Annotated in this window: 19 protein-coding genes and 1 pseudogene; 10 read left to right on the top strand and 10 right to left on the bottom strand. The window is 56.3% G+C overall.

The genetic code is table 11. The features are described from left to right. Positions 1-140 precede the first annotated feature (140 nt). Positions 141-446 (bottom strand): annotated as a pseudogene (locus HY308_10420) (isochorismatase). Between the two features lie 135 nt (positions 447-581). Further along, entirely contained in the window at positions 582-1,214 is a 633-nt protein-coding gene (locus HY308_10425; GenBank protein MBI3898695.1) for an NAD(P)-binding domain-containing protein, read from the bottom strand. 264 nt (positions 1,215-1,478) lie between these two features. On the opposite strand from HY308_10425, the gene HY308_10430 reads away from it, so the two are divergent. Next, positions 1,479-2,816, top strand: coding sequence for an OmpA family protein (locus tag HY308_10430; GenBank protein ID MBI3898696.1), 1,338 nt, complete (start codon positions 1,479-1,481; stop codon positions 2,814-2,816). A 67-nt stretch (positions 2,817-2,883) separates the two neighbouring features. Here the strand turns inward: HY308_10430 and HY308_10435 are convergent, their stop codons facing one another. Then, on the bottom strand, positions 2,884-3,513 hold the full coding sequence (locus tag HY308_10435; protein MBI3898697.1) for a hypothetical protein: 630 nt from the start codon (positions 3,511-3,513) through the stop codon (positions 2,884-2,886). 26 nt (positions 3,514-3,539) lie between these two features. Continuing rightward, positions 3,540-4,607, bottom strand: coding sequence for a GGDEF domain-containing protein (locus HY308_10440; GenBank protein ID MBI3898698.1), 1,068 nt, complete (start codon positions 4,605-4,607; stop codon positions 3,540-3,542). A gap of 414 nt (positions 4,608-5,021) precedes the next feature. Between HY308_10440 and HY308_10445 the strand changes: the two genes are divergently transcribed. Together HY308_10445 and HY308_10450 are read left to right on the top strand one after the other, a co-directional pair. Further along, a complete protein-coding gene (locus HY308_10445) occupies positions 5,022-5,801 on the top strand; it encodes an HlyD family efflux transporter periplasmic adaptor subunit (GenBank protein MBI3898699.1) in 780 nt (259 codons plus the stop codon). Positions 5,802-5,807: 6 nt separating this feature from the next. Continuing rightward, on the top strand, positions 5,808-7,997 hold the full coding sequence (locus tag HY308_10450) for a peptidase domain-containing ABC transporter (GenBank protein MBI3898700.1): 2,190 nt from the start codon (positions 5,808-5,810) through the stop codon (positions 7,995-7,997). Between the two features lie 13 nt (positions 7,998-8,010). On the opposite strand, the gene HY308_10455 is transcribed toward HY308_10450, so the two are convergent. Then, positions 8,011-9,033: a trypsin-like peptidase domain-containing protein gene (locus tag HY308_10455; GenBank protein ID MBI3898701.1), complete on the bottom strand. Its 1,023-nt coding sequence runs from the start codon at positions 9,031-9,033 to the stop codon at positions 8,011-8,013. A 70-nt stretch (positions 9,034-9,103) separates the two neighbouring features. Continuing rightward, a complete protein-coding gene (locus HY308_10460) occupies positions 9,104-9,685 on the bottom strand; it encodes an NAD(P)H-dependent oxidoreductase (protein ID MBI3898702.1) in 582 nt (193 codons plus the stop codon). 338 nt (positions 9,686-10,023) lie between these two features. On the opposite strand from HY308_10460, the gene HY308_10465 reads away from it, so the two are divergent. Then, entirely contained in the window at positions 10,024-10,896 is an 873-nt protein-coding gene (locus HY308_10465; GenBank protein MBI3898703.1) for a pirin family protein, read from the top strand. 40 nt (positions 10,897-10,936) lie between these two features. Here HY308_10465 and HY308_10470 read toward each other — a convergent pair whose 3' ends face one another. Next, positions 10,937-11,698, bottom strand: a complete 762-nt coding sequence (locus HY308_10470) for a nuclear transport factor 2 family protein (protein MBI3898704.1) — start codon at positions 11,696-11,698, stop codon at positions 10,937-10,939. A gap of 234 nt (positions 11,699-11,932) precedes the next feature. On the opposite strand from HY308_10470, the gene HY308_10475 reads away from it, so the two are divergent. After that, positions 11,933-12,838 carry an AraC family transcriptional regulator gene (locus HY308_10475; GenBank protein ID MBI3898705.1) on the top strand — a complete coding sequence of 302 codons (906 nt, stop codon included), beginning with the start codon at positions 11,933-11,935 and terminating at the stop codon, positions 12,836-12,838. 135 nt (positions 12,839-12,973) lie between these two features. Here HY308_10475 and HY308_10480 read toward each other — a convergent pair whose 3' ends face one another. Together HY308_10480 and HY308_10485 are read right to left on the bottom strand one after the other, a co-directional pair. After that, positions 12,974-13,666, bottom strand: coding sequence for a hypothetical protein (locus tag HY308_10480; protein MBI3898706.1), 693 nt, complete (start codon positions 13,664-13,666; stop codon positions 12,974-12,976). Between the two features lie 352 nt (positions 13,667-14,018). Then, positions 14,019-14,534 (bottom strand): DUF4112 domain-containing protein, encoded by a 516-nt coding sequence (locus tag HY308_10485; GenBank protein ID MBI3898707.1) that lies wholly within the window; start codon positions 14,532-14,534, stop codon positions 14,019-14,021. A gap of 414 nt (positions 14,535-14,948) precedes the next feature. Here HY308_10485 and HY308_10490 point away from each other — a divergent pair, with 414 nt between their 5' ends. After that, complete coding sequence (locus tag HY308_10490; protein MBI3898708.1) at positions 14,949-16,211, top strand: FAD-dependent monooxygenase; 1,263 nt, start codon at positions 14,949-14,951, stop codon at positions 16,209-16,211. Between the two features lie 132 nt (positions 16,212-16,343). Here the strand turns inward: HY308_10490 and HY308_10495 are convergent, their stop codons facing one another. After that, positions 16,344-16,754, bottom strand: coding sequence for a cupredoxin domain-containing protein (locus tag HY308_10495; protein ID MBI3898709.1), 411 nt, complete (start codon positions 16,752-16,754; stop codon positions 16,344-16,346). Positions 16,755-16,959: 205 nt separating this feature from the next. Here HY308_10495 and HY308_10500 point away from each other — a divergent pair, with 205 nt between their 5' ends. From HY308_10500 to HY308_10515, 4 genes are all read left to right on the top strand, one after another. Then, positions 16,960-17,193 (top strand): DUF2798 domain-containing protein, encoded by a 234-nt coding sequence (locus HY308_10500; GenBank protein MBI3898710.1) that lies wholly within the window; start codon positions 16,960-16,962, stop codon positions 17,191-17,193. Positions 17,194-17,356: 163 nt separating this feature from the next. Next, entirely contained in the window at positions 17,357-18,514 is a 1,158-nt protein-coding gene (locus tag HY308_10505; protein ID MBI3898711.1) for a hypothetical protein, read from the top strand. A 192-nt stretch (positions 18,515-18,706) separates the two neighbouring features. Beyond that, positions 18,707-19,393 carry an AzlC family ABC transporter permease gene (locus HY308_10510; protein ID MBI3898712.1) on the top strand — a complete coding sequence of 229 codons (687 nt, stop codon included), beginning with the start codon at positions 18,707-18,709 and terminating at the stop codon, positions 19,391-19,393. Continuing rightward, complete coding sequence (locus HY308_10515) at positions 19,390-19,704, top strand: AzlD domain-containing protein (protein ID MBI3898713.1); 315 nt, start codon at positions 19,390-19,392, stop codon at positions 19,702-19,704. Before HY308_10510 ends, HY308_10515 begins: the two co-directional genes overlap by 4 nt. Positions 19,705-19,710: the final 6 nt, after the last annotated feature.

A 19,710-nucleotide genomic window follows, 5' to 3' on the forward strand; every position in this document is an offset into this window, starting at 1 on the left:
GCCGGCCGCACTCGTCGCTTGACGGGCAGACGCCGGATACCGTGTACTTGAATTGGTTGCCGTCGTCCCAGGCAGCATAGTCGACAGAGCTATCACTTTATCGTTGGTGGAAAAGTGTCTTAACGAACGGGGCCACTTCTGATGATCCCGGTACGGCGGTAGATCGGTTGATCTTTGAAGACCTCCTTAAGCTCGGGGAGGATATCGCCGTTTTGCCATTGCGCGTTCGATGTGGTGAGCAGCACCGGAATGTCCAACGCTTTCGCCATCTTCGCCAGCGATACGACGTTGCTCTTATAGCCGGAGCCCTGCGCAAAGTCGCGCACGCTCGCCATTAAACCGATCTGATGATCGACGAACAGCATGATACTGTTTTGCGGCGTCGGTTTTTCGTACGCCGCGTGTCCGGCCTGGCGCGCCTGTGCCGGTGTCACTTTATTGACCAACACCTTGCTAGTGACAGGGCTGACGATATCCTGCGCGTTGGCTACCGAAGAAACAGCGCCCGCTAGTATCAGCGCCGATACGAGTTTGGTGAATTTCGTTTTCATAATGGTTTCCCCTAGAGTTATCTAACTGAATTAAGCGCGAGCGATCCACGTTGGCGAAATGCCGGTACCGCGACCGGCGCCATAGCCGAGGTAAATATTCAAACCGGCCAACGGTTCGAGATAGCGCGCATTCTTCAAGCCGCCGGCGTCTATCGATTTGAAGCCAATGCTTTCGATAAGAACTTTTGCGGTCTGCTTGGCGCGTTCGCTATCGCCGGCGTAGAACACCGGCACCGTGTTGCCACCACCGAAGTCAGCGCCGTCGGCGAGCACCTGTGCGAACACTGTGTTGAATGCCTTGACGACGTCGGCCTGCGGCACCGCTTTTGCGATTTCTTCGGCGGCCGAGGTGTTGTGACCGATGGTCAGGCCCATATAGTCCGCTGTCAGCGGATTGGTGATATCGATGACGACCTTGCCGGTTAGATCGCCGAGCGCGCGTAGCGCCGGTGCGGCATCTGCATAACTGGTAGCGACGATGACGACCTGCGAATTGCCGAGCGCCTGCTCGACATTCGCGGCACTGACGTTGGCGTGTGCGGCCGCCAAGGCTTGTGCTTTCGCCAAGTCTCTAGCGGTTACCCGAACCTGATGTCCCGCTTTGGCGAGTTGCTTAACGAGACCCGAGCCCATGTTGCCCGCGCCGACGATGGTAATGTTCATGATGTTCCTCCTGTTGAGTTGACGGTGGTCCTGAACTCAGGCACGGAGCGAACGTTAAATAGATCTCTATTTGTGATAAATAACGCTAACCGAGATTAACTGTCTCGAGATTCGAGACTGAACCGTTAGAATGCCGAGAAAAACAGTCACGACGGCGGTTATCGATGCCGACAGTTTTGTCGGCACATGGACAATGCAGTCGTCCGCATGAAACGGGGATTAATTTCTAAGCGACCGATAAATAAAACAGGGGGAGGATTCCGTATGAAAAAACACATCTTGTTCGCATTGCTGCTATTGACCTCGACGTCTAGTTATTCCGACTCGCTCGACGTCGACAGGGCCAGCGTTCTGCCGGGGCAGGATATCGGTGTTACGCTCAATGCGCCCAGCAAGCTAGATCCGCAGGCGTGGATCGGCATTGTTCCGTCGAACGTGGCGCACGGTGTCGAGCGAACGAACGACGCGAGTGATGTCGCGTATCAGTATGTGTCCGAAAAAACGAAATACACCTTCGCTGCTCCATTAGATCCGGGCACTTACGATTTTCGGTTGTCGTCGAACGGCAAAGAATTGGCCAGCGTCACGTTCCAAGTCGTAGCGCCGGACTACAAGACAAAATTAACATTGCCAAAGAATACGTACTCGGCCGGAGAGACGACGACATTAATGTTTGAGCTGGCCCAGCCACTGCCCAAAGGAGCGTGGATCGGTCTGATACCATCGGCGGTTCCGCACGGCAGCGTAGCGACTAACGGTAAGCACTATTTGGCTTATCAAGACGTCGTTGCTGGCCTCAAAGGGACCCTGACTTTCCAGGTTCCCGAGAAAAGCGGTTCTTATGATTTCCGCTTGAATAGCTCCGACAATACCGGGATCGAGGCCGCTTCGATCACGTTCAGCGTTGGTGCCATCAAGTCGGAAGCAACACTGAAGCTGCCAAAGACACAATTTCTCCCCGGCGAACAAATCGATACGACCTTTACCGCGTCAGAAACGTTGCCAAAAAGTGCGTGGGTCGGATTGGTTCCGTCGAAAGTGGCGCATGGGCGCGAAGATGAAAACGACAAATACGACCTACAGTACGAATATGTCAAAAAGCGAACGTCGGGAAAGATGGTTTTTATAGCGCCATCGGAACCGGGTTCATACGATCTGCGGTTCAACGCCGATGAGAATGGCGGCCCGGAGATCACCTCGGTGACGTTCCAGGTAGGTGGCAAGCTCGACGCTGTCGGTATTGCGACGCTGCTCAAGCAGCAAGGGAAGTTGGCGTTATACGGGATTCTGTTCGATTTCGACAAAGCCACGCTCAAACCAGAATCGTCGCAAGTGCTGAGCCAAATCGCCGAGGTATTGAAGACCCAACCGGATTTGAAGCTATCGATCGACGGTCACACCGATAATGTCGGTAAAGCAGCTTACAACTTGCAGCTTTCGCGCAAGCGTGCGCAGAGCGTGAAGGACGCGTTGGTCCAGATCTATGGGGTGAACGCGGCGCGACTCGGGACACGTGGGTTCGGCGATACCAAGGCGCTGGCAAAAAACGATAACGAAGCAGGTCGCGCGCAAAATCGTCGCGTGGAGTTGGTTAAGCAGTAGTTAATTATTCTTCCCGGGTGCGGGGAAAGGGCATAGAACAGGATATCGGTCGTACGGCGTTAACGACTTAAGTCGCAGCAGCGTCGCCCGCCAATTTCGCTATTGCCGAGTTGATATTTGCGCGCGCGCTTTGTTCGTAGCGCCGGTAGAAAAAGCCGTTCGCGTAAATGCGATCTCGGTCGAGAAAAGTTTGCAGAATTTCGATGCGCTTCTTGCGAAACAAAAACTCCGGCACCAGCGCATACTCTTTCCTGACCGATTTCTCGAATTCATCGTAGACGTTTGCCGATTCACCCAGGATCGAAAGGTCGATGTCTATAAGAAGGGCGGTATCGGCGTCGTCGGCTGCCGCCGTATGCAGCGTCGCCATAATGAGCCGATGAACTCGCTGCGCTCGCTCTTCGGTTGCACCGTTCTTAAGAAGAAATGATCGTGCCCAGTCCGCGCTGCGGCGCTCGTTGTCGGAAGAGAGTGGTTTATAGATTGCATCGTGGAACCAGATCGCCAATTCGATTTCGTGTATTTCCTTGGCCAGGTTTTTTACCAAGTCGAACTTGGTCAGGCAATCGTCGATGTGCGTTTGGGTGTGATAGTGCCGATGCTTTTCCGAGTAGGCGCTTTCGAGCGCGCCGTATGTTTCTGCTGACTCGTCGATATTCAGCGCCCGCATTAGCGCGCACCAGCGGTCTTGATTCATTCGTTCGGCCTTGGCACTCGGGTGTTCTACACGACCTCGCTCAGTTGGTTGCCGCCGAGTTTCAACGATTTGCGAACCAGCGCTTCGGCATTATGTAGGAATTCATGGTCCTTCATTTCCTTCGTAAGCACGGTGGCGCCGAGCGAGAACGTGATGGTAATGGGTTTCTGCGATTTTGCCGACGCCAGCGAAATCGGTACCGCTTGGACCAGTCGGCTCAGTCGGTTGGCCAGCTGACGCGCCGCCTCGAGATCGCAGTCCGGCAGAAATACGTAGATGAAGCGATTTTTATCGATTGCCAGAAGGTCGGTCGGACGCGTTTGGTCCAGCACCCAGTGACCGATCGACTGCAGCACGCGTAAGCCGGTGCCGATACCATGTTCCTTGACGATGTGATCGAGCTTGTCGACGGCGAAGGCAGCGACCGATAGCGGTTTGTCCCCTCGCTGGTAGCGGTTCACGAGGCGTGGGAACATGGTATTCAACCAGTGTTGATTGTGCAGCAACGTGAGCTCGTCGATATAACCCGGTCGTGCGGCGCCGCCGGGTGCACGTGCGCCAACGTAGAGGCAATGGTCGTTGCGCACGTAGCTCGCCAGCAACGAGGTATATTTGCAAGCGAACGGATGGAGGCGTTTACTGAGTTCGTCGAGGACCGCAATTTCCACAGAAATGACGTGGGAAAGTTCGGTGGCGATTACCGCATGCTCGGTCGGCTGCATGGCGAGCGCCGATCGCAAGCCGGTCGTGTGGCCGATGTCGACGATGGCTACGGGTCGCTTGTCTCCGGTCGGTGCGTAGAGTCGTAGCTGACCTTCGAGCACGAAAAAGACCTTGGTATTAAGTCGCCCAGGTGACAGCAAAACGTGGCCGGGCACGGCGTGGATCGATTGGCTGCTGGCAGCGGTGGCGGTGAGGTCGTTGATGTCGAGATCGCGAAATAGCTCGATCGTACCGAGTTGCTCCGATTGCGCCGGTTCGGTATGGGTGAATTCGGGGATCCCGGATTCCGCCTCGCGGAACATCTCCTCGACGACGAACTCAAGATCGACTTCCCACAGTTCTACAACCTCGATACCCTCAAGTGTCGGCATCGAGCTTGGCGGCGGCGGAGGAGAATTTGCCACAGTTCACCGATATAGTTTGATCTATTAAACATAAACGATAGCGCTGGTTTGGCCAGTTAAAGTTACCCATTTATTTAATGTAGAACGGATTTTTAGGGGGGCCCGGTGCGATGGAGCGTACCGGTGATCCAGTCATTTACTACTTCCAGGCGAAGCTCGGGGTGGTCGAAATAGTCGGAATTTTCTCTGTCCGGACGGGCAGTCGATGCCGGTAAATACGACGACTACAGTGAGGACGCCTGCAACACCAGCGATTGATCCGTGAGCAAAATTTTCCGCCGGACCGTACTAGCAAACCAACAAGTTGCGTGGCACGAAAAAATCATATTGATTCGTCCGCTTTCGTTCGCCGTGCTCACTGGCGTTGCCGGCGTGTTTGCGATAGTCGTCATCGCTTTTCTAACGTGGGGCAGCTACACCAAGCGCAGCACAGTTGTCGGCCAGCTCGTGCCGACGGCTGACCTTATAAAAATTTACGTGCCGCAACCGGGAATCGTCGTCGAGCGGCGGGTCAAAGAAGGGCAACGGGTTCCCTCGGGAGATGTGCTGTATGTGTTGACCAGCGATCGAGCGAGCCTGCCCAGTGGCAAGAACGATTCAGCGACGCATCCGCAAAAAAGCCGCGCTCGACTGCAAACCCAAGAACGCGATCGCATCAGTATGGCGCGAGAGTTGGCGTCACAACAGATCGTTATCACGGCACCGGCTGCCGGTACGGCAACGGCGGTTATCGCCAACGTTGGCCAGGTGGTCGACACCAGCAAACCATTAATGAGCCTCATTCCGCTCGGCGGCGAGTTGCGCGCCGAGTTGTATGCGCCCAGTCGCGCGATTGGATTCGTCAAACCTGGCGACCACGTACGGCTGCGTTACCAGGCCTATCCCTACCAAAAGTTCGGTCAACAAGAAGGAACGGTTGAAGCGGTGGCGCAGACGGCGTTTCCCAACAACGAGCTCGTCGGCGTGGGCAATGCGGTCGCCGGCAACGGCGAGCCGTCGTGCCGCATTACCGTCAGGCTCGCGGCGCAAACGGTAATAGCCTACGGCGCGCCGCGATCGTTGCAGGCCGGGATGCTGCTGGAAGCGGACATCCTGCAAGATACGCGTCGGTTATACGAGTGGGCGCTGGAACCGCTGTATGGTCTGTACGGAAAATTTTAACGCCAAATGTTAAATCCACTTTCATTCGGGGTGCGCGCCAAACTGCCGTTAATCCTGCAGACTGAGGCAACGGAATGCAGTCTGGCATGCCTCGCAATGGTAGCTGGCGTTCACGGCTATCGAACGGATCTGGCGGCGCTGCGCCGACAATACTCGGTGTCGCTCAAGGGGGCAACGCTCGACAGCGTTGTCGCCATCGCTCATCAACTCGATCTCGTCACGCGCCCGCTTAAGCTGGATCTCGGCAGCCTTAAGCAATTGCGGTTGCCGTGTATCTTGCACTGGAACTTTAATCACTTCGTCGTTTTGAAATCCGTGAGCCGACGTTCGATCGTGATTCACGATCCAGCAATCGGCATCCGTAAGCTGGCGAAGGCCGAAGTATCGAAATTGTTTACCGGTGCGGCGCTGGAACTATGGCCGAGCCCGACGTTCAAGCCGCAATCGCACAAAGTTTCGGTACCGCTTCGTGCGTTGCTCGGGCAGGTCACCGGTCAGCAGCGGTCACTGACGCAAATTCTGTTGCTGGCGTTGAGCCTGGAAGTCTTCGTGATCGTCAGTCCGTTCTTGTTGCAGTGGACTATCGACGACGTCATCGTCGCCGCCGACCGTGATTTGTTGACAACGTTGGGCATCGGCTTCGCCTTATTGATGCTGATGCAGCAAGGCGTTAGTGCCGTGCGTTCGTGGGTCTTGATGTACATGGGCACGATCCTACACATTCAGTGGCGTGCCAATATCTTTACCCATCTGCTGCGACTGCCGATGGCGTATTTCGAGAAACGACATCTCGGCGATATTGTGTCGCGCTTCGGCTCGATCGATGCGATCCAGCGGACGTTAACGACTTCATTTATCGAAGCGGTGCTCGACGGATTGATGACTGTCGTGACGTTGACGCTCATGTTTGTCTACAGCCCAACGCTCGCTGGGATTACGGTTGGCGCGATGACGCTGTACGGCATCGGTCGCTGGGCGTGGTTCCGGCCGCTACGTAATGCCACCGAAGAGCAGATCATCCATGCCGCCAAGCAGCAAACGCATTTTCTGGAAAGCCTGCGTGGCGTCAGGGCGATCAAGTTGTTCCAGCGTCAAGAAGAACGCCGATCGACCTGGTTGGCGCTGCTGGTTGAGCAAATCAACGCCGATCTGCGTACGCAAAAACTCCACCTGTTACATCGCTCGCTCAATGGTCTGCTATCTGGTCTCGAAAACATTTTGGTGATTTGGTTTGGCGCCAGATTGGTGATAGACGGGAATTTTACGGTCGGCGCCCTGATCGCCTTCAACGCTTATAAAGGTCAATTCGACACCCGGGTCAGTTCGCTGATCGATAAGATCGTCGAGTTCAAAATGCTGCAGCTGCAGGGCGAACGTCTGGCCGATATCGTGCTGACAGAAGCGGAAGCCGTACAACCGTCGGTAGCGGAGGCGAATGGGCCGCTCGAGCCGTCGTTGGAACTGATTAACGTACGGTTCCGTTATGCCGATCACGAGCCGAATGTTTTGGACGGCGTTACGCTAAAAATCGCTGCCGGCGAGTCAGTCGCTATCATCGGCCCATCCGGCGGCGGTAAAACGACATTGTTCAACCTCATGCTCGGCAGCTTGCCGCCGACCGAAGGCGATATCCGCATCGGCGGTGTCAGCATCAACCAAATCGGCACGGATGCACTGCGGCGGATGGTGGGCACGGTGCTGCAAGACGATGTGTTATTCGCCGGTTCCATCGCCGACAACATCAGCTTCTTCGATCCGAGCACCGATTCGAAACGGATCGAGCAGTGCGCGCAATTCGCCGCGATCCACGCCGATATCCAAGCGATGCCGCTGGGCTACAATACCTTGGTCGGCGATATGGGTGCAGTGCTATCCGGTGGCCAAAAGCAACGCGTGTTGTTAGCGCGCGCCTTGTACAAGCGCCCCAAGATTCTTTTCCTCGACGAAGCTACCAGTCATCTCGACATCGAACGCGAGCGACTTGTTAACGCCGCAGTGAAACGATTACATATGACGCGCATCATGATCGCGCATCGCCCAGAAACCGTCATGAGCGCGGATCGCGTGATCGTTCTGGGCGGGGGGAAAGTCGTGCGCGAGGTAGTGGTGGGAAAAGTCAAACGACCGTCGGCGGTATTGGCAACGTCGCCCGCAACCGCGCCGGCGCATGCCGCATTACAATCGGAAGAGGCCTGACTATCGACTAAACCTACCTCGTGTGCTCAACCGGCAGCACTTCGACCTTCAGCACGCTAATTCTCCGCAGCACCGTCAGTATCACCGGCGTACCGAGCGGCACACCGCCAAGCACGCGATGCACATTGTCGGAATGCTGCACGGTTTCATCGCCGACGGCTAAGACGATATCGCCCACGTGCAGGCCGGCGCGCGCCGCCGGTCCATCCGGCTGGATCGACATGATTTCCAACGCGTACGCTTGTTCGAGTTCGAGCGCGCGTACCAAGCGTCGATCGAGCGGCCGGCTGCGGCCGGCGATACCGAGGTAACCGCGGCGCACGCGCCCGTGTTGCAGGATTTGCGATAGCACCCAACGGGCGGTATGTGCCGGAATCGCGAAGCCGATGCCTTGCGCCGAGGCGATGATGGCGGTGTTGATGCCGATCGCGTGGCCGCGCGAATCGAGCAGCGGGCCGCCGGAGTTGCCGGGATTGAGCGGCGCCGTGTGTTGAATGATGTTGTCGATCAGCCGGCCTTGTTCCGAACGCATGCCGCGGCCGAGCGCGCTGACGACGCCGGCCGAAACGCTCGACTCGAAACCGAGCGGATTGCCGACGGCGATAGCGAGCTGGCCGACACGCAACCGCGTCGAGTCGCCGAGCGCGGCATACGGCAGACCCGAGGCGCGCGTGCGGATGACCGCTAGATCGGTCGCGGCGTCGCTGCCGACAACCTCGGCCGGATGCATCGCGCCATCGGTGTGGGTCGTCGTCAGATGCGTTGTGCTTTGCACAACGTGATGATTGGTCAGAACGTAGCCGTCGGGCGTGACGATAACGCCGGAGCCGACACCTTGTTGCTCACCACGGCGGGTCTTGCGGGTCACGCCAATATTGACGACGCTCGGACCGACGCTGTCGACCACACCGACCACCGCGCGCGAATAGACGTCGAGCAGCTCGGTGTCGGTCGGCTCAACCGATCCGGCGGCGCGCGGCGGCAACGTCGTCGTGTCGTCGCTGATAAGGCGGGGTACGTGGACGTGCGTGTTCATCGTCTAACTATTGGGGGCGCGCCGATCGATTTTCAAATACAGGCTCGTCGCGCCCGCCGCCGGCAAAGACTTACTCCACTAATGGAGACGGTTGCCCGACCGATTGAGTGACGAACTCGGCGAAACCGTGAACGAACTCCTGTAACTGATCCTTCAGTTTTTCATCGACTATTTCGCCGGCGTCGTTGAATACTTTCGACGCACGGGATACGAGCAAGCGTGCGCCAAACCAAGGTTGCATACCCAACACCCGCAGCACCGGTAACCATGCATTCTGCGCCAGTATGGTGCCGAAACCGCCAGGCGATGCGCCGATGACGGCAACCGGGCGATCACCGAATACTCGAGGAATATCGGCCGGTGGCCGCGACAGCCAATCGATCGCGTTCTTGAAGACGCCGGGTATCCCATTGTTATATTCCGGCGTTACCAACAGCAGTCCATCCGCTGCGGCAATCTGGTCTTTCAGTTGCGTCACCACGCGCGGAATACCGTCGCTCGCTTCGACATCGCCGTCGTACAGCGGGATACCTTTGATTGTCGCGATTTCCAGCCGGGATCCCGGCGGGGTAAATGCGGCGGCAGCGCGTAGCAACGCTTTATTGTACGAACCGGCGCGTAAGCTGCCGGCAATTCCAACGATCGTCGTCACGGAGGTCCTCCTGGTGGCCGGCTATCTAAGCGTTAGATAGGTAGACGCTAATCATTGTTCTATTTTATTTGCGCCGTAAATACTTAAATGGCTGTAGTCCAATGGGACTTACTTAACGCAAAAGCCGAAATGCATCAGCCGCCACACCCTCCCCCTCAGGGGGAGGGCTGGGGTGGGGGTGGGTTTTTTGCGGTAGCGATCGCAACCCACCCCCATCCTGTCCTTCCCCCTGAAGGGGAAGGGACCTGCTAATAAATTCGGGGTAGGTCAGTTTAGTAACATAGTCGAGTTAAGTAAGTGCCGTTCGGCTGTAGTCGTTAATCGCTGGAGCGAGCGCCATGAAAAAGGTACGGAGTATTCATCGCCGTGGGGAAAGCCACTGGGTCGGTGACGGTTTTCCCGTGCATTCCATATTTAGCTACCGTGACCTCGGCGCCGAGCTCACGCCTTTTCTGCTGCTCGATCACGTCGGCCCCGCCGAATTTGCGCCGACCGGCAAAGCGCGCGGCGTCGATTGGCACCCGCATCGCGGATTCGAAACGGTGAGCATCGCCTACGAAGGCGAGGTCGACCACGAAGATACCGCCGGTAATCGCGGCAGTATCGGCGCCGGTGATGTGCAATGGATGACCGCCGGTGCCGGCGTGTTGCACAAGGAGCTGCATGGTCGTGACTTCGCACGCCGCGGCGGGCGGTTCGAGCTGTTGCAGCTTTGGGTGAACCTGCCGGCGAAATCGAAGATGACCGCGCCTGCTTACCAGACGCTGCTCGCGCGCGACATTCCGGTGGTCGAGTTGCCGGCGAACGGCGGTTCGGTACGGGTCATTGCCGGTCAGTTCGGATCGGCCAAAGGACCGGCACGGACGTTCACGCCGATCAATCTGCTGGATGCGCGTTTGCGCGCGGGCCATCGTCTGCGTCTAAATTTGGTCGATGGCTATACCGGCGCGTTGTTCGTTATGAAAGGCAGCATCAACGTAAACGGTAGCGAGTCGGCGAACGAAACCGAGCTCGTTATCTTCGATCGTGCCGGTGACGAGGTTGTGATCGATGCTGAAGTGGACGCAACGATCTTCGTGATGAATGGCCAACCCATCGACGAGCCGATCGTCGGTCACGGGCCGTTCGTCATGAACACACCGGAGCAAATCGCCGAAGCGTTTGTCGATCTTCATCACGGCCGGCTGGGGGTTGTTACCGCTTTGCCGTAACTGAATTTCCCCTCTCCGAGAGGAGAGGGGAATGCGACTGCTAGAACTTACCGTTGCCGTTCTTCCACTCGGTCCGTGGCGGAATGGTTTCCAGCGTGTCCCAATGTTCGGCAAGCTTGCCATTCTCCACGCGGAACAAATCATAGAACGCCGTGTGTCGACCGCCGAAGTTGCCTTCACCGACGACAAGCACGAAGTTGCCTTCGCCGAGAACTTTGTGGATGCGCTCGTACTTCACGGCGATGCCTTGCTTGGCCAAATATTGCAATCCTGCCACTAGTCCGGACGGTTTATCGGCGATCTGCGGGTTGTGCTGAATGTAGTTGTCGCCGTTGAAGTAGCTGCTGAACTTATCCATCCGACCGTTGACAAAAATGTCGTCGACGAATGCCTGCACCAGTTTCTTGTTCGCCTCGGTCTTGCCTAAGTCGGTGATCTGCGTTGCCCCATCGATCATCGCATGACCGCTTGGGTTCGGCGTCGCCGGTGTTTCTTGCAGATTGTCCCAATGCTCGTCGATTTTGCCGTCGACGTAGTGGAAGACGTCGAAACCGATCTTGGGCCCAAAGAAATTGTAATCCGTATGCGTGAAGACATAGTCGCCGTCCTGGAACACCCGTACCGTGTTTACCTTGCCCGAGCCCGGCGGCAATTGCTTTACCGCCGCCTGTAGGCCGGCGATGCCGTCGCTCAAGGCGAGGTTGTGTTGCTTGTAGCGACCGGCAATGGCCGCCGGTTTAGGATCGCCGGTTTCAACGCTTTTCAAAAAATCGACGGACTGCTGTTTGTAATCGACGGACATGGGTTTCTCCGAAGGGTTGGTTGTCGAATGGGTCGTACAGGCTGCAAGAACCAAGGCACCGAGTGTCGTGCCAATGGTCAATCGCCGAGAATGGCTGAAGGTCATCGTTGGGTCCTCTATCGAAATTGTTGTGAAAGACGGTCGGGCGTTACGCGACGATGGCAATATTGCGTCGCGCCGTAGCGGCGATCGAGGTAGATTTGCGGTTAAGAATGGTAGAAAACGGACACCTTAATGAGTGCTAAGAAACGCGCCGACGGCAAGATCGTCATCGCACCCTATCGGCCGGCGGCTAACTATGGATTGGATCTGGAAATCTTTCCGGCTTCCGTGCTCCAGCGGAAGGCGAGCGTTGCCTATCTGCGTATTGCGAAACGCATCGAATTTCACCTGCTGATCTTCGTCACCGGCGGTCAGTGCAGCATCATGGTCGATTTCGAATCGATCGCGTGTAAGCGGGGTTCGTTGCTCATGTTGCAGCCGGGACAAGTGCATCGGTTCGATGCGACCGCTACTTGGAACGGCTGGATTGTTATCTTTCGTCCAGAATTTCTAGAGCCGAAAGAAACGACGATTCCGATCGGCGAATGGGAGATTTTTCAGCAGCTCGATGAATTACCCATGGCACTGGTATTGAACGCCAGCGAGCAACAAGCAGTCGCGGAGAGCGTTACGCGCATGTTTCAAGATGCGCAGTTGAACGCCAGCGCCGGTATTCGCCACGCGCTGTTACGGAACCAACTGCACGCGCTACTGATTCGCCTGCATCTTGTCCAAGGGCGCCGTAGCAAAACTGCGCACATCGCCCCGGTGCTGCTGCAACGCTTTAAGCAGTATCGCCTGGCGGTAGAACGGGATTTCCCGCAGCGCCATCGGGTAGCGGACTATGCGAAGCGTCTAGGGTGTTCCGAAAAGAGTCTCGGCCGCGCGGTGTTGGAGGCGGCCGGTCAGAGTGCAAAAGCGTATTTGTCGCAGCGCATCGCGTTGGAAGCCAAGCGGCTGTTGGCGCATACCGGTTTGCCGATATCGGTCATCGCCGACCGACTCGGTTTCGATGAGGCGACCAATTTCATCAAGTTCTTCCGGCGCGAAGCCGGTTGTGCGCCAGGCGATTTTCGGAGCCAGTACGCTGGGCGTTGACCGCGTCGCGGACGAAAATGCGATGCCTTGGCAATCGAAGAAGGTAGGTCGTGGGATTCCCCGCTTACGCGGGGATGAAAAGGTTTTGTAGGCGATTACACCGCCGCCGATTTATTTCGTTTGCCGTCGACCCAATTATTTTTTAACGCGTTGTTTGCGGTATTCGCCCCGATGCAACCGACGGTCTTCATTTTTGAAGCGCTTGGCCTTTTTTGCCGAGCCGAATATCTGCGTGACGGTCGTGCCCTTGCGCACGATCGAGTAACCGCCGGAAAGAATTTGGAACGGACGCGTGACTTTCTTGAGGTGATCGAACTGTGCGGAATTTGCCTTGCGGAATATTTCGAAGTAGGCCGGATAAACGAAGTCGCTCATGGCAATGCCGTCTATTAGAAATTCCTCCTCCTCGACGGCGTCGCACATCTCGTAGGCATAAAGCGTGTTGTTCGGTCCGTCGGACCACAGATTAATCGCCGGGTCGACCAGCATTTCCGCTAGTTCGTGGCAGGCGGTCACGCTCACCTTTTGCTGATCTTTCAAGGTGGTTTTGACGAATATCTTCGATAGCGGCAAACCTTTTTTCGTCAGGTCGTGATAACCGAGAGCGTTGGCGGCATCGGCGTCGTCAAGGAACGCCATGGTCCAGGCGCCGTCGATGGGCTTGGTCGTGTTGACCAGTTTCGCCGGCGTGCCCCACACCGGCACGAATATATTATCGAGGAATTTTTGGAGGGCCGGGATCAGTTTATTGAAATTGACACCGAGATCGACAGTTGCTTTGTTAATGCAGGCAATGGTCGGTACTTGGCCGTGATCGAACGCGGCCATAATGATTTTATGTTTTGATTTACGGATCTTGGATGCTGCCATGTACTGTCCTCCTAATTGACGTGAACTGTTTTTTTGAAATATTTCGTAGAAGCCATCTCGAACTTTAGTCACCGCTGATGGCGGCGCTTCATGCTCCCTTTGGGTAACGAACAAAAAAGCGGCGCTCGGTATTTGCGACGGTCTTTAGTTGCCGAGCGCTAACCGTCGAGCAGTGTAGAGGCGTCGACCCAGAGTTGTCATGAAATAGATCGCGTATTTCTCCGCGTCCGGCGGAATTTTGTCGCTGCGAAGCGAAATCGAACTCAGCGCCCGCAGGATTAGTAGGTGAATGAACTAACTATTCCATCTCTTAAGCAACGATCCAGCGCAGCAGCAAAAACATCGCCACACTGAACAGGGCGAGGAGCATAGCGCCCGCGAGTACCAGCAATAGACCGAACAGTCGGCTCGATCGTTCGGCCTTGGTCGGCCGATCGAGCCAATCGTTGAGCAGCCGTACGTTGCGCTGATTCGCTTTCCACGCCACATCGAACACATCGCCGGCGAACGGGATCGCGCCGACCACGCCGTCGACGCCGACGTTAAACGCCATGCGCATCAGCACGATCTTCGGTGCGCCGAGGCGCGCCGCCTCGCCGATGATGTAGCTTGATAGCAGCGCACCGATGAGATCGCCGAGAATCGGCAAGAGACCGATTAAAGCGTCGACGCCGATCGTCAATCGCGTTCCGGGGATCGCGATCGAGCTGTCCAACAGCCATGCCAGCTGACGCAGTCGCTCGCGTGTCTTATGAATGCTTATATCCTCCACGGCCTGGACGTTGCCGGAGGAATCGACGGTGATGACGCGTGATGATTTAGGCATGCCCGGTTTGACGGGGTCGCGGGCGAAAAAATTCCGCGTCCCTTAGAGAATCCGCGAACCGCGCATAAAGCGTAACTTGCGCCCGAAACGATGATTCTCGCCGTCGACGCTTAATATCAGCGCTTCGCCCGGGAATCGCAGGGTATCGACCAGGCGTTTTTGTACCGCGGCGGTACGACGCTTGCTAGAGAATCGCCACCAGGCTGGTTGATTTCGAACCGGCAGAAGCGGACGATTGCCGAGGTGAACCGACGGCAGGGACTTAGTGAAGACAATAATAAGAGACGGTAACAAAATGAAATAGCTTCAACGTAGTCGTCCCCTCCCCCTGCGGGGGAGGGAGTTAACGTGCCAACGTTCATTTTGTTACCGTCTCTAAGTAGTTATCTGCAAGCGCCTGAACCTTAAAAACAAATGACTTCTTACAAATTCGCCATCGTCGGCTGCGGTATGGCTGGGCTCAGTGCCGGCATGTTGTTGGCAAAGGCGGGGCACGAGGTGACGATCTTCGAGCGGTTCGAAGAAGCGAAATCGATCGGTGCCGGTATATTGCTGCAGCCGTCGGGCTTGATGGCGCTAGACCGGCTAGGTTTGCGCGAAGCGATCGAGACGAAAGGCGCCCGTATCGACGCGCTGGTCGGTACCACTCGCAGCGGTCGGCGCGTGATGGATGTACGCTACGCCGACGCCTGGCCGGGAAGTTACGGCATCGGCATCCATCGAGGAAATCTATTCCGTACGCTCTACGACAGCGCCGTCGCTGCCGGCGTGGGCGTGCGTTGCGGCGTAAACATTGTCGGTGTTCAGCAAACAGGTGCCCAGCGATACGCCTGCCAAACCGACCGCGGCGAAATTCTTTCCGACTATGATGCAGTGATCGTCGCTAACGGCACGCAATCCGCGTTGCGTACTTGTTTGCGGGTGCAGCAACGCAATATTCCGTATCCATGGGGCGCGTTGTGGGCCATTTGTGCCGATCCCGAGCGGCGCTTCCAAAATACACTCGCGCAACGTTACGAGCGTGCGTCGGTCATGATCGGTGTGCTGCCGAGCGGCTTACATCCGCAAACCGGTGTGCCGTGTGTCAGCTTCTTTTGGAGCGCGCGCACGCAGGACGCGGCCAAGTGGCACGAGCAAGGTTTGGCGGCGTGGAAAGCCAAGGTACTCGGCTATTGGCCGGAGCTAGATGGCTTGCTCAGTGCCATCGGTGATGTATCCGACCTAACATTTGCCACCTACGGCGATGTGTTGATGCGCGAGTGGCACGACGGCGCCATGCTTTGTATCGGCGACGCCGGGCACGGCATGAGTCCGCAATTAGGTATGGGCACGAATCTCGCGTTGATCGATGCTATCGTGCTCGCCGATTGCCTGCAGCAGACTGCCAGTTTGTCGGAAGCGTTCAGGTGTTATAGCCGCCAACGCCGCGCCCACTTGAAGTACAACCAGCTGGCGAGTCGTTGGCTAACACCGTTTTTTCAATCCGATAGCCGCATCGCGGCGCTGATCAGAGACGTGGCTTTCCCGCTGTTTAATAAAATTCCTTTTGTATACCAGCAGGCGTTGCGCACGGTGGCGGGGGTTAAAACCGGGTTGATGTTCGATAAACCGCCGATGGGTTTTTCCAAGCCGGTACCCCCCAGCTCGTCGATCAAGTTATTAAAGACGCCGGAGTGATTAGAAGCTATCTCAAACTATTCCTTCACTAATTTTCGTCTGCCATAACGGGGGCAAGTGTTATTCCCTCCCCCGCGCTGTTGCGGAGGAGGGCTAGGGAGGGGGTAATATCAATCCGACCTCATCTTTTTGTTAGTTAGTTGCCGTCAACGTGGTATGCATTCCCATTTGGTAATGTCCTGGATTATTGCAAATTAGCACGTAATGCCCAGCCGCCAACTTGGCTGTCAGCTTTTGGCTTTTGTCGGTAGCCAGATCGCTGACTTCTCCCATGCTTTTAAACTTACGCTCAGGCACGCGATCGTTTTTGACTGGCAATTTATCTTCGGCCACAGATGTTTTAAGCACGACCATTTCATGCAGCACTTTTGTCGTCGATGCATTAGTGACTTCGAAAGTTACTTTTCCCGCTTTAACGGTATTCGTGTCGAGCTGGATGGCGTTATCGAGTAGCGTGACTTTGATTATCTGCGCGAAACTAACGCTGGGGGCCAAGCTAACAGTGGCAATAAAAAAGTATGTGGCGATGCGAGAGAATGACATGTGCGATCCTTTTAATTGAAAGGGGTCGTCGATATTCGCAACGGACAATGTTGCGTATCAATGGGCCGGTTGGTTGAGAGGCTAACCATTTGGCGCTCCAAGTGTATAGCAAGTTATGCCGGGTAGATCAGCCGTAAATATTTGAAACGTCGGCGCATAGTTTTCACCGAAGCGAATACTTACCCGTTTTTATCGAGACCTAAGAATGCAGAAATTGCCTAAACAGTTTACCGCTATCCTATTTGCCTTCTACATGTCTGCCATCATGGCGTTTCTCATGTGTTTGGCGATTACGTTGATCAATACCGGCTACGGCGGCAATTTTTTCACGCGCGCCATGCAGGCGTATCTTGTGGCCATGCCTATGGCGTTTGTCTGCGTCCTGATAGTGCGGCCATTGGTTATGCAGCTTGTCGGTTGGACCGTCGAAAAACATTAATAATATTGCGATCCGTGTTAAGAACCGCACGATAAAACCAGCATAAGTGCCGAATTTCCGACGTATCGTCCCGATTAAGAAAGAGCACGCCGCAGATAAGCGGACGAGACGCTAATTCGAATGGTGTCGAGCGGGCGTTGGCGGCGCGTCTATGCTTTGTCTTATGTCCGAAATCATCGACCCGGCCAAAGCATCGCGCTTGCGCGAGGCGTTGATCACACTGACGGCGATTCACTATATCGAGGAGCAAGCGCTGCTCGATGCCGCGCAATTGGCCGACGCCAAGCAAAGTCTGCAGGCGCTTTTTCTGCGTACCAGCGGTGCCGAAACGATGTTGCGCCGGCTGATCGAGTTGCTGAAGATCAAACGTAATGTGCAGAATACGTTCTCGAAAATCTCCGGCACCATCGGCGCCGTTCGCCGCAGCGTGGCAACGATGGGCGAACGCGTCGACAACTTGCGTCGGCTTATCCAGCGCTCGCCGGTCAGCGCCGAAGCGCATGCGGAGTTTATCGGTCCGTTTCTGTCGTTCTCGATGTTGTTCCTGAAGAAGATCAACGCTTTCGAGAAAGCGTTCCAACAATACTTGGCCGCACGCGAGCAAGAAGCGCGTGCTCAAACCATCTTTCGGCTCGCGCACGAATCGCGCGAGCGGTTACGGCAACGATTGACCGGCAACCTCGCGCAATCGGATGGCACGGTCGAGAACCGAATTAGGGGTGAGCTTTCGACATCGCTAAATTATGGAGAGGCGGAAGCGGGCAAGGATAAGGCAGAGCGGCAGGCGTTCGCTGCCGAAGCGGAAGTGCAGGCACAGCTCAAGGAAATCCATGTCATATGCCAAGCGGCGGCGGAACCGGCGAAGCGTGATAAAAGGGTTGCCGTCTTACCCGAACAGGATCTCTATGTTCTATTCGGTGTGTTAGAGGCGCTCGAGTCCGATGTTAGTTCCATCAAGGAACCCGTACGTGAGTTGCTCAAGCTTTATCAGCACGCCGACGGGATGTTCCAACTCGACTACATGCGGCTCAAGCAAGCGTTACAACGTTTGGGCGACGGCAGCGGCGCTTATTTTCAGGCGAAGGAAGAAGATCGCGACATTACTTCCAAGCGCGAAAAGTTGCGCAAGATCGAGACGATGATTCAGTTTCTCGAGCGAGTGGCGCAGCTGACGACGGCGAAGGAATTGGACACCTTTCCCAAGTTTTCAAAAGCCTTCTCCGATACTATCGCCGAGCCGCGCGCGCCGTGGGCGCACTCGGCCGAGGATTCGTTACCCGCCAAAGTGCGGGCCGAAGCGGACCTCAGTACCTGGCTCTAATCTTCCGACCGTCGACATTCGCCAGCGATCGTCGGCACATCTCGCGGTAGTATGTCGACTAAAAAAATGGGGCGCCACCTGAGTGCAGTATTCCTTTTTTATTTTTTCGGCACCGGCGACGGCCACGTGTCGCGTTACCGATTACCTTTGGCACCGACCGGCACATAAGTTGGCAAATCGATGTCTATGCCTATGACCGTACCGCGCGCCGCTTTCCGTGCGGGAGCGTATGCTCTATTGCCCGGCGTTCTTAGCGGTATACCGTTCGGTCTCATCGCCGGCGCCGCGGGCCGAGCGGCCGGGTTGTCGCTGCTCGAGATCATGGCGTCGTCGATTCTCATCTTTTCCGGTATTGCCCAGTTGATCATCTATCAACTGTTCCGCGACGGTACACCGATCGTCGTCATCCTCCTTACCGCATTCATCGTCGGTTTACGGCTCGTCATGTACAGCGCCGCCTTAGCGCCGCACTTCGAGCACGTGAGCGCACGCTGGAAAATCGCGCTCGCGTACTTCAGCACCGATCACGGCTTTGCCGCGACGATGGTGCAGCGGAGCAAGAGTAAAGGTACGACTTATCAAGAATGGTTCCACTTAGGCGGCGGCGTTGCCCAGTGGGTACCGTGGCAACTTTGCGTGGTGCTCGGTGCACTCGTCGGCGGCCGCGTTCCGCCCAGCTGGTCGCTGGATTTTGCGGTACCGCTTTCTTTCCTCGCCATGCTGGTGCCTGTCGTCAAAGATCGCGCCACGGTAGTCGCCAGTATTACCGGCGGCAGTGTCGCATTGTTGGCGGTGGGATTACCGTTTCGGTTGAGTCTGATCGTCGCTGCCGTTGTCGGTATTACCGCGGGATACCTCGTCGACCGACGCGCAAAATGAAAATCTGGCTCGTTATCTTAGGCGCAGGCGCGATTACCTTCGCGTTGCGACTGTCGTTTCTGTATCTGCACGGCCGGGCGCGCGTGCCGACTTGGTTCACTCGTTCACTTCGGTATGTGCCGGCGGCCGTGTTGGCTGCCATTGTCTTGCCCGGTATCGCCATGCCGCACGGCATGATCGACATGTCGTTCGCGAACCCGCGCCTGCTGGCCGGCATCGCTGCCGTCGTTGCCGCCTGGTGGTCGGGCAATGGGTTGGTCACTATGTTTGTCGGCATGGGGTCGTTGTGGTTGTTGCAGCTGTGGTTTTAGTCACCA

Source organism: Gammaproteobacteria bacterium, assembly GCA_016199745.1.
Classification (GTDB): domain Bacteria; phylum Pseudomonadota; class Gammaproteobacteria; order Acidiferrobacterales; family Sulfurifustaceae; genus JACQFZ01.

Bases quoted from the DNA above. Each gene is read 5' to 3' on its own strand.
- HY308_10425 (MBI3898695.1), bottom strand. From the start codon at position 1,214: ATGAACATTACCATCGTCGGCGCGGGCAACATGGGCTCGGGTCTCGTT.
- HY308_10435 (MBI3898697.1), bottom strand. From the start codon at position 3,513: ATGAATCAAGACCGCTGGTGCGCGCTAATGCGGGCGCTGAATATCGAC.
- HY308_10480 (MBI3898706.1), bottom strand. From the start codon at position 13,666: ATGGCCGCGTTCGATCACGGCCAAGTACCGACCATTGCCTGCATTAAC.
- HY308_10440 (MBI3898698.1), bottom strand. From the start codon at position 4,607: ATGCCGACACTTGAGGGTATCGAGGTTGTAGAACTGTGGGAAGTCGAT.
- HY308_10490 (MBI3898708.1), top strand. From the start codon at position 14,949: ATGACTTCTTACAAATTCGCCATCGTCGGCTGCGGTATGGCTGGGCTC.
- HY308_10465 (MBI3898703.1), top strand. From the start codon at position 10,024: ATGAAAAAGGTACGGAGTATTCATCGCCGTGGGGAAAGCCACTGGGTC.
- HY308_10515 (MBI3898713.1), top strand. From the start codon at position 19,390: ATGAAAATCTGGCTCGTTATCTTAGGCGCAGGCGCGATTACCTTCGCG.
- HY308_10455 (MBI3898701.1), bottom strand. From the start codon at position 9,033: ATGAACACGCACGTCCACGTACCCCGCCTTATCAGCGACGACACGACG.
- HY308_10430 (MBI3898696.1), top strand. From the start codon at position 1,479: ATGAAAAAACACATCTTGTTCGCATTGCTGCTATTGACCTCGACGTCT.
- HY308_10450 (MBI3898700.1), top strand. From the start codon at position 5,808: ATGTTAAATCCACTTTCATTCGGGGTGCGCGCCAAACTGCCGTTAATC.
- HY308_10505 (MBI3898711.1), top strand. From the start codon at position 17,357: ATGTCCGAAATCATCGACCCGGCCAAAGCATCGCGCTTGCGCGAGGCG.
- HY308_10475 (MBI3898705.1), top strand. From the start codon at position 11,933: ATGAGTGCTAAGAAACGCGCCGACGGCAAGATCGTCATCGCACCCTAT.
- HY308_10495 (MBI3898709.1), bottom strand. From the start codon at position 16,754: ATGTCATTCTCTCGCATCGCCACATACTTTTTTATTGCCACTGTTAGC.
- HY308_10470 (MBI3898704.1), bottom strand. From the start codon at position 11,698: ATGTCCGTCGATTACAAACAGCAGTCCGTCGATTTTTTGAAAAGCGTT.
- HY308_10485 (MBI3898707.1), bottom strand. From the start codon at position 14,534: ATGCCTAAATCATCACGCGTCATCACCGTCGATTCCTCCGGCAACGTC.
- HY308_10510 (MBI3898712.1), top strand. From the start codon at position 18,707: ATGACCGTACCGCGCGCCGCTTTCCGTGCGGGAGCGTATGCTCTATTG.
- HY308_10500 (MBI3898710.1), top strand. From the start codon at position 16,960: ATGCAGAAATTGCCTAAACAGTTTACCGCTATCCTATTTGCCTTCTAC.